Below are 11,703 nucleotides of genomic sequence, written 5' to 3' on the forward strand. Positions count from 1 at the left end.
CCATTCGCGCAGCGGCGGCCGGCATTTGCCGGCCACCCCTCAAATTATCGAATCGATGCAATCCGTTCCGGCTTCCCTGTCCCTGACCGATACCGCGTTCTTCTTCGACTTCGACGGCACGCTCGTCGAGCTGGCGCCGACGCCCGACGGCATTCACGTTCCGCCGTCGCTGCTGACGCTGCTCGACGAGTTGTCGCGCCGTTCGCACGGCGCGGTCGCGATCGTGTCCGGGCGCGGCATCGACAACCTCGACACGTTCCTGAAGATGCCCGGCATGCCGATCGCCGGCCTGCACGGCGCGGAGCGCCGCGATGCGAACGGCGACACGCAGCGCATCGGCTTCAACGACGAACGCCTGCTGCGCATCGAGCGCGAGCTCGCGGGCGTGGTCGACCGCCATCCGGGCATGCTGCTCGAGATCAAGGGTGCGGCCGTCGCGCTGCACTTTCGCAATGCGCCCGAGCGCGAGGCGGTGGCGCGTGAAGCGGCCGAGCGCCTCGTCGCCGACTATGCGGATGCGTACGTGCTGCAACCCGGCAAGATGGTGTTCGAAATCAAGCCGAAGGGCGTCGACAAGGGCCGCGCGCTGGCCGCATTCCTCGACGAGCCGCCCTTTGCGGGCCGCGTGCCGCTGTTCGCGGGCGACGACCTGACCGACGAGAAGGGCTTCGCGGTGGTCAACGCGCGCGGCGGCCTGTCGATCAAGGTCGGTGCGGGCGAGACGTCCGCGCGCATGCGGCTCGATTCGGTCGACGCACTGCATGAGCGGATCGCATGCTGGCTCGGCGCGGGGCAGCCTCACGCATGAGCCGGCTCATCATCGTTTCAAACCGCGTCGCACCGATTTCGGAAGGCGAACCGGCGGCGGGCGGCCTCGCGATCGGCGTCTATGACGCGCTGAAGGAAACCGGTGGCATGTGGTTCGGCTGGAGCGGCGAAGTGGTCGCGTCCGGCGCACCGCAGCCGCAGATCCGCATCGAGGAGCGCGGGCCCGTGACGTTCGCGACCGTCGGGCTGTCGCGCCGCGATTACGACCAGTATTACCGCGGGTTCTCGAATGCGACGCTGTGGCCCGCGTTCCATTACCGCGCGGACCTGATCCAGTACGATCGCCACGAATTCGACGGCTATCGCCGCGTCAACGTCTGGCTCGCGCAGCAGCTCGTGCCGCTGCTGCAGGACGACGACGTGATCTGGGTGCACGACTATCACCTGATTCCGTTCGCGCGCGCGCTGCGCGACGCCGGCGTGAAGAACCGCATCGGCTTCTTCCTGCACATCCCGTTTCCGGCCGCGCAGGTGCTCGTCAACGTGCCGCCGCACCGCGAGCTCGTCGAGTCGCTGTGCGCGTTCGATCTGCTCGGCTTCCAGACCGAGCCCGATCTGCGCGCGTTCTGCGACTACGTCGAGTTCGAGGGGGGCGGCGAGATCGAGCACGACGGACCCACGGTGCGCGTGCGCGCGTTCGGCCAGACGCTGCGCGCGGCCGCCTATCCGATCGGCGTGTATCCGGACGAGATCGCGTCGCTCGCGCAGGCGGGCGAGCACGGCAAGGCGGTGCGTACGCTCGCGACGTCGCTGCGCGGGCGGCAACTGATCATGAGCGTCGACCGGCTCGATTATTCGAAGGGGCTCGTCGAACGATTCCGTGCGTTCGAGAAGCTGCTCGAGCACCAGGCGTCGATCCGCAACCGCGTGTCGTTCCTGCAGATCGCGCCGTCGACGCGTGCGGACCTGCGCGCATACCAGGACATCCGCCTGCAGCTGGAAGCGGAGTCGGGGCGTATCAACGGGCGCTACGCGGAGCTCGACTGGGCGCCGATCCTCTACATTCACCGTCAGTACGACCGCCAGGTGCTGGCCGCGCTGTACCGGCTCGCGCGCGTGGGCTTCGTGACGCCGCTGCGCGACGGGATGAACCTCGTCGCGAAGGAGTACGTGTCCGCGCAGAATCCGGACGATCCGGGCGTGCTGGTGCTGTCGCGCTTCGCGGGCGCCGCGCGTGAGCTCACGGGTGCGCTGATCGTCAATCCGATCGATATCGACGGCATGGCCGATGCGCTGTCGCAGGCGCTGACGATGCCGCTCGCCGAGCGGCGTGCGCGCTACGCGGACATGATCGCGCAGCTTCGCGAGAACAACGTGTCGGTGTGGCGGGACAATTTCCTGCGCGATCTGCAGCAGGTCTGATCCGCTCCATTGCCGCCGCTGCAATTGAAAAAGCCGCCGTGCGTGAAGCACGGCGGCTTTTTTTGTCGGCTCGATGCCGGCGCGTCAGGCCACGCGTTCGCCGGTCTGCGTGTTGCCGTCGGTGGGCGCATGATGGCGGCCGTGCTGCTTCGCGAGCAGGTCGCGATACAGGCCCGGGCGGCTGCGCAGCACGTCGGGCGGGCCGTCGTCGATCACCTTGCCGTTGTTCATCACGATGATGCGGTCGAAGTTGCGCAGCGTCGACAGGCGGTGCGCGATCGCGATCACCGTGCGGCCGACCATCAGGCGGTCGAGCGCGCTCTGGATCGCTTCCTCGGACGCGCTGTCGAGCGCCGACGTCGCTTCGTCGAGCAGCAGGATCGGCGCATCCTTCAGGATCGCGCGCGCGATCGCGATGCGCTGGCGCTGGCCGCCCGACAGCTTGACGCCGCGGTCGCCGACGATCGTGTCATAGCCTTCCGGCATCGCCTCGATGAACTCCGCGCAGCGTGCGTCGCGCGCGGCGGCGAGCACTTCGTCGCGGGTCGCGTCGGGGCGGCCGTACGCGATGTTGTCGTAGATCGTCCGGTGCAGCAGCGAGATGTCCTGCGGCACCAGCGCGATCGCGTGGCGCAGGCTGTCCTGCGTGATTCCCTTCACGTCCTGGCCGTCGACCTTCACGACGCCGTCCTGCGTGTCGTAGAAGCGCTGCAGCAGCGCGAGCACGGTCGACTTGCCGGCGCCCGACTTGCCGATCAGACCGACGCGCTGGCCCGGCTCGATATGAAGGTCGAAGTGGTCGAGGATCGCGCGGCGGTGCGGGTACGCGAACGTCACGCGCTCGAAGTCGACGCGGCCGCCCGTGGCCGACAGCGGCTGCGCGTCCGAGCTGTCCGGCATTCCGTGCGGTTCGAGCAGCGTCTTCACTGCTTCGGACAGGCGTGCGACGTGCTGGGTGACGTCGACGAGCGCGACCGCGAGATCGCGCGTGCCGTGCAGGATCGTGAAACCGAGCGAGCTGACGAGCACGATGTCGCCCGACGTCGCGCGGCCCTGGTCCCACAGCCACAGCGCCCATCCGAGCAGGCCGGCGGACAGCATCGCGGTGATCACCGCATGCAGCAGCCGCAGCTTCTCGAGATAGAACAGGCTCTGCTGACGTGCGTCCATCTCGGCCTTGACCGTCGCGCCGAAGCGCTTCTGTTCGCGCAGGGTCATCCCGAACGCGCGCACGAGGCCCATGTTGCCGATCACGTCGACGAGCTCGCCGTCGACCGCCGCGGCCTTCGCCGCGAACGCGTGGTGGCGCGCCGAGCCGCGGCCGGCGAGCTTGAACAGGATCACGGACAGCACGGCCGAGCAGCCGAGCAGGCCGGCCGCCATCAGCGGATTGACGACGATGATCATCAGGATCGCGCCCATCACCGCGATGCACGGCGGCAGCACGTTCCACGCCATCGTGTTCTCCGACGTGTAGACCGCGTTCGACGTGGCCGTGATGCGGCTGGCGAGCGTGCCCGGCTGCTTCTCCGAGTAATACGTCGGCGAATGGCCGATCAGGTACTGGAACAGGTCGCGCCGCAGATCGCCGGTAACCGCGACGAACGTGTGCGCGGCGACCCAGCCGCCGACGCGCCACAGCAGGTTGTCGGCCGCGATCAGCCCGACGAGCAGCGCGAATGCGCTCCACAGCGGGCCCGGGTGATGGCGTCCGGTTGCCAGCACGTCGATCAGGTGCTTGATCGCATATTGCGAGCCGAGCGCGCAGCCGACGGCGGCCAGCACGCTACAGAGCACGATCAGGTGCGCGGCGGGGTGGAGGCGGATGTAGCGGAACAGGAACGCGATCGGCCGATGCGCGTAGCTCGACAGCTTCGCGTTATGGGCGTTGCGCTGGGCGGGGGTGAGAGAGTCCAAAATATCCGTGCGGTGATTCGGTGATTGAGCGTGGCGGCTGGATCGCAGGCCGGCGTTCGCCCGGACTGAATAATCCGGCATTGTAAACAAGGCCTGCGTCGCGCTGCGCGAATCTTGCCTTGGCCAGAGGCTCGCGATCGATTTTGAGATAAAATCCGGCATCCCGTCCTGCCTCGTGTACCGGAATCACGCTGCCGGCAGCTGCGGGTGACAAGGATCGCCAAAAGGGCCTTCCACTCTAGAACGGACGCCCGAGTCCGCGGGTTGCAAAGTGTTGCGCCTTTGTAACAAAGTAAAGTGTTTGAAATGTCGCGCGCCGTATCGGGATTAACCCTAGATAATCGACTCCGGGTTCGATTCCAGGTTTTTTTACGAACCCCTGTCAACGGGTCTTCGTTTCAAACGTTCTATGCCTGTCGCGTCGCCGACGCTCCTTGAGCAGCGCGGGTTTCGACGCTCCCGGCAGGCTGATTCGTCCGATGTTCGGACGACATGCATCCAGCCCGGACCGCCGGCAGGTTGCCGACCCATACCTGGTTTTTTGCCGATTTTTTAGGAGTTACGCATGCGAATCGCCCAAATCGCTCCGTTGCACGAAGCGGTGCCCCCGAAACTGTACGGCGGCACCGAGCGGGTGGTGTCCTACCTCACCGAAGCACTTGTCGAGATGGGGCATGACGTCACGCTCTTCGCGAGCGGCGATTCGCAAACTTCCGCGAAGCTCGAAGCGTGCTGGCCGCAGGCGCTGCGCCTCGACCCAACGATCCGCGACGTGATGGCCCCGCACATGCTGCTCCTCGAGCAGGTGCGCCGTCGCGCGGAAGAGTTCGACGTCCTGCACTGCCACATCGATTACTACCCGTTCTCGCTGTTCTCGCGCCAGCCGGTCCCGCATCTGACGACGATGCACGGCCGTCTCGACCTGCCGGAACTGCAGCCGATCTTCAATGCATTCAGCGACGTGCCGGTCGTGTCGATCTCCGACAACCAGCGCATCCCGCTGCCGCAGGCGAACTGGCTGTCGACCGTCTACCACGGCCTGCCGGAAAACCTGCTGACGCCGATCCCGAACGTGAAGCCGAGCTACCTCGCGTTCCTCGGCCGCATCTCGCCGGAGAAGCGCGTCGACACGGCGATCCGCATCGCCGAGCAGGCCGGCCTGCCGATCAAGATCGCCGCGAAGCTCGACAAGGCCGACCGCGCGTACTACGAAGAGAAGATCAAGCCGCTGTTCGCGCTGCCGCACGTCGAGTACATCGGCGAAATCAGCGAGTCCGAAAAGGCCGAATTCCTCGGCAACGCGCACGCGCTGCTGTTCCCGATCGACTGGCCGGAGCCTTTCGGCCTGGTGATGATCGAGGCGATGGCCTGCGGCACGCCGGTGATCGCGTTCAAGCGCGGCTCGGTGCCGGAAGTGATCGACAACGGCGTGTCGGGCTTCGTCGTCGAAGACGAGCTGTCGGCCGTCGCCGCGCTCAAGCGCCTCGATACGCTGCCGCGCGAGAAGGTTCGCGCCGCGTTCGAAGCCCGTTTCTCGTCGAAGGTGATGGCGCAGAACTACGTGAAGGGCTACGAGGAACTGCTGCGCCAGAAGCGCCGCACGGTGCTCCGCGAAGTCAACGCAAGCTGATCGCGGGCCGCCGCCGCATGGCGGCGCGCGGCCGTCACGACGCCCCGTCCGGGTTTTCCGGCGGGGCGTTGTCACATCTGCGGCGCGGATCTGTTGTATTCTCGCCGCGCCCGGCGCTGCGAACGGCCTCCGAAGCGGCCCGGCACGCCATCCGGCCATCTGTCCAGACGGTAATGTCCCTATAATGGCCGTGCCGTGAAATCCGGCCCAGTACGAATATCCAGAGGAGAGCAGTCTTGGCGAGAACGAAAACCACGCGCGCAGCGCCGGCCCCCGGCGCCGGCGTGATCTTCGCGTTGCGCGCGATCGGTCTCGTGCTGCTCGCGCGCTGGCTGTTCTCGATGTCCCAGATGGGTTATCGCTCGTCGCTGTCGGCGATGGTGTCGTCGCCGTGGGCATTCATCTATCTCATCCTGATCTTCCTGCTGCTCGCGCTGCCGGGCGCCGCCGCACGGGCCGAGCGGCCGTTCCATCCGCTGCCGCAGTGGCTGCGCCAGGCGCTGCGCGTGTTCGCGCTGATCGGTCTCCTGTTCGCCGTGTGGTCGATCGGCGCGTTCACGTGGGCGGCCGGCTGGCGCCGTGCGCTGCATGCGGTGACGGCGACCAACGGCTGGCTCGTCGCCGCGCCGGCGCTGTACGCGGCGATCGTATGGATCTGCCGGCCGCGGCCGCTGTGGCGGACCAACGTGGCCGCGCGCCGCTTCGCGGTCGGCCGGTATGCGATTTCGCTCGACGTGCTGACGCGCACCGCGATCGTCTGGATGGAAAGCCGCAAGGTGGGCCAGTACGACGCGCGCGAACTGTCGGTGCGCTGGCCCGGCCGCGTGGCGCCCGCCGCGGGCGAGCAAGGCGCGCAGCCGGCGGTCGTGCCGCCGCGCCGCGGCAGCCTGTTCAATCGACCGAAGGTGGAACTGCTGTGGGATTCGCCGGCGGCTGTCGGCCATAACCGGCAGATCGTGATGCGCACGCCGCTCGCGACCGAAGGCGATCGGGTCGCGGTGCTCGCGCTCGACGCGGCGCTCAAGCAGATCGTCTGATAGGGCCCGCAGCGGTTGCGGGCGACAAGGAGGCGCGATGATCGTCCGTTGGTTGCTGGCTGCCATTCACCTGAGTGCGTTCGGCGTCGCGTTTGCCGCGATCGCGGGGCGTAACCGCGCGTTGCGCCGGCTCGTCGCATCGGCGCAGGCGGCAGATTTGCCCGGCGTGTTCAAGGCCGATGCGGTCTGGGGACTGTCCGCGCTCGTGCTGATCGCGACGGGCCTTGCGCGCGCGTTCGGCGGTTTCGAGAAAGGGACCGCGTACTACCTGCACGAACCGCTCTTTCACCTGAAGATGACTGCGCTCGTGCTGATCCTGCTGCTCGAGATCGCGCCGATGCTGGGGCTGATCCGCTGGCGTGTTGCCGCGCGGCGGCAGCAGATGCCCGATATCGGCCGTGCGCGCACCTATGTGCGGATCGGCCACTGGCAGGCGCTGCTGGTGATCGTCATCGTGTTCGCCGCGTCGGGGATGGCGCGGGGGATAGGGACGCCCGGTTAGGGACGCCCGGTTAGGGGCGCCCGGTTAGGGGCGCCCGGCTAGGGGCGCCCGGCTAGGGGCGCCCGGCTAGGGGCGCCCGGCTAGGGGCGCCCGGCTAGGGGCGCCCGGCTAGGGGCGCCCGGCTAGGGGCGCCCGGCTAGGGGCGCCCGGCTAGGGGCGCCCGGCTAGGGGCGCCCGGCTAGGGGCGCCCGGCTAGGGGCGCCCGGCTAGGGACGCCCGGCTAGGGACGCCCGGCTAGGGCGCCCAACTAGGGCGCCCAACTAGGGCTGCCCAGCCAAGTGCGGCCACTCAGGTCCGGCATGGCGACAACCATCCGGATCCCGTTCCACCCGCGAGGCGTTTCAAGCCCGGCGCCAGCCGGACCGACCACGCACCGCATCATGCCTGCCGATTCCCATCCGATCGGGCGGTTTCGCCGCCCGGCTCGCGCTGTGCTCAGCGTACGAGGCAGGGGCGCTTGTTGTTGAACGTCCAGCCCGGGATCAGATACTGCATCGCCGCCGCGTCGTCGCGGGCGCCGAGGCCGTGCTGCTTGTACAGCTCGTGTGCGAGCGCGACCGCATCCATGTCGATGTCGATGCCGAGCCCCGGCCGCTTCGGCACTTCCACCAGCCCGTTCTCGATCTTCAGCGGCTCGCGCGTCAGCCGTTCGCCGTCCTGCCAGATCCAGTGCGTATCGATCGCGGTGACCTGGCCCGGCGCCGCGGCTGCGACGTGCGTGAACATCGCGAGCGACACGTCGAAGTGGTTGTTCGAATGCGAACCCCACGTGAGGCCCCAGTCGCGGCACATCTGCGCGACCCGCACCGACCCCTGCATCGTCCAGAAGTGCGGATCGGCGAGCGGGATGTCGACGGCGTGCAACTGCACCGCATGGCCCATCTGCCGCCAGTCGGTCGCGATCATGTTGGTCGCCGTCGGCAGCCCCGTCGCGCGGCGGAATTCGGCCATCACCTCGCGGCCCGAGTATCCGTTCTCCGCGCCGCACGGATCTTCCGCATACGCGAGCACGTGATGCTGGTCGCGGCACAGCCGCACGGCCTCGTCGAGCGACCATGCGCCGTTCGGATCGAGCGTCACGCGCGCGTCGGGGAAGCGCTCCGCGAGCGCCGTCACGGCTTCGATCTCGCTTGCGCCGTCGAATACGCCGCCTTTCAGCTTGAAGTCGTTGAAGCCGTAGCGCGCATGCGCGGCTTCGGCGAGCCGCACGATGGCTTCGGGCGTCAGCGCGGCTTCGTCGCGCACGCGCGTCCAGTCGTCGGTCGCGCCGCGGCCGTCGCGATAGGGGAGCGCCGTCTTCGTGCGATCGCCGACGTAGAACAGGTAGCCGAGCATCTCGACGCGCTCGCGCTGCTGGCCTTCGCCGAGCAGCGCGGCGACCGGTACGCCCAGATGCTGGCCGAGCAGGTCGAGCAGCGCGGCTTCGAGGGCGGTGACCGCGTGGATCGTCGTGCGCAGGTCGAAGGTCTGCAGCCCGCGGCCGCTCGCGTCGCGGTCGGCGAAGGTGCGCCGCACATCGTTGAGCACCGCGTGATAGTTGCCAACCGGCTGGCCGACGACGAGCGCGCGCGCGTCGTCGAGCGTGCGGCGGATGCTTTCGCCGCCGGGCACTTCGCCGACGCCCGTGCGGCCCGCGCTGTCCTTCAGGATCAGGAGGTTGCGAGTGAAGAACGGGCCGTGCGCGCCGCTCAGGTTGAGCAGCATGCTGTCGTGGCCGGCGACCGGAATCGCTTGCAGGTCGACGATGCGCGGCGTGTCGTGGGAAGGCGAGGCAGTGACGGCGTTCATGGGCGGCGATGGCGAAAGAGTGGGCGATGCCGTGCGGCAAAAGCTTTGCCGCGCGCGGCGGGAGGTGCGATCATTCGACAACCGACGTGCGCGGCGCGCAAGCCCCGCATGTCGACGCAACCCGAAAGAGGGGTGGGAGCGACAACCGGCCGGCGGAGCGCAGAACGCGAACGCAGGTCGATCGTCACGCACGGGACCGGGCGGTGCTGAACAGCCGACCTGAGTCGACAGGAGATCCGTGCGCCGATCATCAGTCGTCGGATGACTTGTGACGCAGTATAATGAATCATCGGCTTTCGCTCAAACCCCGCGTAAACCCTCGGCTCACATTACGATCATTCAAAAAGGAACCGGCCACATGTCCGTGCCTACGCTTCCCGCAGCGCCGCGCCGTCGCGCACGCAGCCTCGCACAAGATGTCGTCGACGCGCTGACCGCGCAGATCGAAAACGGCACGCTGCGTCCCGGCGACAAGCTGCCGACCGAAACCGAAGTCATGGCGGCGCAGGGCGTGAGCCGCACGGTCGTGCGCGAAGCGATCTCGCGGATGCAGGCGAGCGGCCTCGTCGAGACGCGCCACGGCATCGGCAGCTTCGTACTGGAGCCGTCGCGCCGCCAGACGCTCGGCATCGATCCCGCGACGATCACGACGCTGCGAGACGTGCTCGCGGTGCTGGAGCTGCGCATCAGCCTCGAAAGCGAGTGCGCGAGCCTCGCCGCGCAGCGTGCGAACGATACCGACCTCGCCGCGCTGCGGCGCGCGCTCGACGCGATCGCGACGGGCGCGGGCGGCGGCCGCGACACCGCGCAGCTCGACTTCCAGTTCCACCTGCAGATCGCCCAATCCACCGGCAACCGCTATTTCGTCGACATCATGACGCAGCTCGGCACCTCGATCATCCCGCGCACGCGGGTGAATTCGGCGCGCTTTGCCGGCGACGACCTCGAGCGCTACGTCGGCCGGCTGAACCACGAGCACGAGGACATCTACGAGGCGATCGCGCGCCACGACCCGGAAGCCGCCCGCGCCGCGATGCGCACGCACCTCACGAACAGCCGCGAGCGGCTGCGCCGCGCGCACGAGGCAGCCGAGGCCGAAGCCGGCTGACCGTTGCGTCGTGGGGCTCGCGCGGCTGCGAGCCCGGCCGCATCGCTTCAACATCAGTCGTCATACAAGATCGGTATGACCATCTCGATCTCCGCGGCCAGACGGCGTTGACGCCGCCGGCCGCCTGCCTCGTCGATCAGCCTCCCTTCGTCACGATCGTTTTCCACGCACCGTTCTTCACCTGGTACAGCGTCGACATCCCACTCTTCAGCGAGCCGTCGTTCGCGAACGAGATACGGCCGGTCACGCCTTCGAAGTCGATTTTCTTGAGCGCCGGGCGATAGGCCTTCGGGTCGGTCGAACCGGCCGCCTGCATCGCCTTGATCGCCGCCCATGCGGCGTCGTAGCCGAATTGCGCATACGACAGCACGTCGACGCCGAAGCGCTTCTTGAAGCGCGCCTCGAAATCCTTCCCCTGCGGCAACTCGTCGAGCGGCCGGCCGTATTCCCACGCCATCGCGCCTTCGGCGGCCGGCCCCGCGATCTTGATGAACTCGTTGTCCTTCACGCCGCCGCCGCCGACGAACTGCGCGTTCAGCCCGAGCTGCCGCATCTGCTTGATGAAGTTCGCGGCGAGCGAATCGAGGCCGCCGAAGAAGATCAGGTCGGGGTTCTTGCCCTTCAGGCTCGTGATCTGCGCGCGGAAATCGACCGCCTGGTTGCTGGTGAACTCGCGCCCGATGAGGTTGCCGCCGGCGGCTTTCACGGCCTTCTCGAATTCGTCGGCCTCGCCCTGGCCGAACGCGGTGCGGTCGTCGATGATCGCGATGCGCTTCGCCTTCGTCACGTCGACCGCGTACTTGCCCGCGTTGCCGGCATTCTGGCCGTCGGTCGCGATCACCATGAACATGTTCGCGAGCCCGCGCGACGTGAGCGTCGGGTTGGTCGCGGCCGGGTCGATCACCGGAACGCCGGCCTTGTCGTAGACCACCGACGCCGGGATCGTCGTCCCCGAGTTGAAGTGACCGACCACGACCGACACGTTCTGGTCGACCAGCGCCTGCGCGGCCTGCACGCCGATGCGCGGGTCGGCCTGGTCGTCCTGCACGACGAGATTGAAGTGGGCAGGCTTGCCGGCGATCTGCACCTTCTGCGCGACCGCGTCGTCGAGCGCGAGCTGTACGCCGTTTTGCAGATCCTTGCCGTAGCCGGCGTTCACGCCCGTGAGCGGCGCGGCGAAGCCGACCTTCACGTCGGTTGCGTCGGCAGCCTGGGCGGCCTGTTGCGAGAGGAGGGCAAGCGCGGATGCAATCGACACCGACAGCAGGGAATGACGGAATTTCATGTTGTTCCTCTTGTTCGACACCTGCGAGTGGGTACCGCACGCGTTCGGGCGGGCCGGGCGCGTGCGACGGGCGGGCGGTTCGACCGCTTCTCCGAATCGGGCGGGGAGGTCGGCATCGTGATCCTCGGAACATCTCCCGTCAGGCTCCGCGAAGAGCCCCGATTGCCTCGATATATAGGTCGCCGATATGCACGGGTCTTGGAAATTTGCCGCGCATTCGATGCGGATTTGCGCATAGCTTCCGCG

Annotated in this window: 9 protein-coding genes; 6 read left to right on the forward strand and 3 right to left on the reverse strand. The window is 67.9% G+C overall.

The window, feature by feature from the left end; translation table 11 throughout:
* Positions 1-55: 55 nt before the first annotated feature.
* Both otsB and otsA read left to right on the forward strand, forming a co-directional pair.
* The gene (otsB, locus tag C4B30_RS18125) at positions 56-808 is read left to right on the forward strand and encodes a trehalose-phosphatase (RefSeq protein ID WP_027783958.1); all 753 of its coding nucleotides are present in this window, start codon (positions 56-58) and stop codon (positions 806-808) included.
* Positions 805-2,190 carry an alpha,alpha-trehalose-phosphate synthase (UDP-forming) gene (gene otsA, locus C4B30_RS18130; RefSeq protein ID WP_027783959.1) on the forward strand — a complete coding sequence of 462 codons (1,386 nt, stop codon included), beginning with the start codon at positions 805-807 and terminating at the stop codon, positions 2,188-2,190. Before otsB ends, otsA begins: the two co-directional genes overlap by 4 nt.
* An 84-nt stretch (positions 2,191-2,274) precedes the next feature.
* On the opposite strand, the gene C4B30_RS18135 is transcribed toward otsA, so the two are convergent.
* Positions 2,275-4,107: an ABC transporter ATP-binding protein gene (locus C4B30_RS18135; RefSeq protein WP_027783960.1), complete on the reverse strand. Its 1,833-nt coding sequence runs from the start codon at positions 4,105-4,107 to the stop codon at positions 2,275-2,277.
* A gap of 565 nt (positions 4,108-4,672) precedes the next feature.
* Between C4B30_RS18135 and C4B30_RS18140 the strand changes: the two genes are divergently transcribed.
* The 3 genes from C4B30_RS18140 to C4B30_RS18150 all read left to right on the forward strand — a co-directional run bounded on the left by C4B30_RS18140 (position 4,673) and on the right by C4B30_RS18150 (position 7,276).
* Positions 4,673-5,737, forward strand: coding sequence for a glycosyltransferase family 4 protein (locus C4B30_RS18140; RefSeq protein WP_027783961.1), 1,065 nt, complete (start codon positions 4,673-4,675; stop codon positions 5,735-5,737).
* A 236-nt stretch (positions 5,738-5,973) separates the two neighbouring features.
* Complete coding sequence (locus C4B30_RS18145) at positions 5,974-6,774, forward strand: hypothetical protein (protein ID WP_027783962.1); 801 nt, start codon at positions 5,974-5,976, stop codon at positions 6,772-6,774.
* Between the two features lie 37 nt (positions 6,775-6,811).
* On the forward strand, positions 6,812-7,276 hold the full coding sequence (locus C4B30_RS18150; protein ID WP_027783963.1) for a DUF2214 family protein: 465 nt from the start codon (positions 6,812-6,814) through the stop codon (positions 7,274-7,276).
* Between the two features lie 435 nt (positions 7,277-7,711).
* Here the strand turns inward: C4B30_RS18150 and gudD are convergent, their stop codons facing one another.
* Positions 7,712-9,064 carry a glucarate dehydratase gene (gudD, locus tag C4B30_RS18155; RefSeq protein WP_027783964.1) on the reverse strand — a complete coding sequence of 451 codons (1,353 nt, stop codon included), beginning with the start codon at positions 9,062-9,064 and terminating at the stop codon, positions 7,712-7,714.
* Between the two features lie 358 nt (positions 9,065-9,422).
* On the opposite strand from gudD, the gene C4B30_RS18165 reads away from it, so the two are divergent.
* Positions 9,423-10,172 carry a FadR/GntR family transcriptional regulator gene (locus C4B30_RS18165; protein WP_089467013.1) on the forward strand — a complete coding sequence of 250 codons (750 nt, stop codon included), beginning with the start codon at positions 9,423-9,425 and terminating at the stop codon, positions 10,170-10,172.
* A 136-nt stretch (positions 10,173-10,308) separates the two neighbouring features.
* On the opposite strand, the gene C4B30_RS18170 is transcribed toward C4B30_RS18165, so the two are convergent.
* On the reverse strand, positions 10,309-11,457 hold the full coding sequence (locus tag C4B30_RS18170; protein ID WP_027783966.1) for a branched-chain amino acid ABC transporter substrate-binding protein: 1,149 nt from the start codon (positions 11,455-11,457) through the stop codon (positions 10,309-10,311).
* Positions 11,458-11,703 lie beyond the last annotated feature (246 nt).

It is taken from the genome of Burkholderia sp. BE12 (genome assembly GCF_002959955.1).
Lineage (GTDB): Bacteria > Pseudomonadota > Gammaproteobacteria > Burkholderiales > Burkholderiaceae > Burkholderia.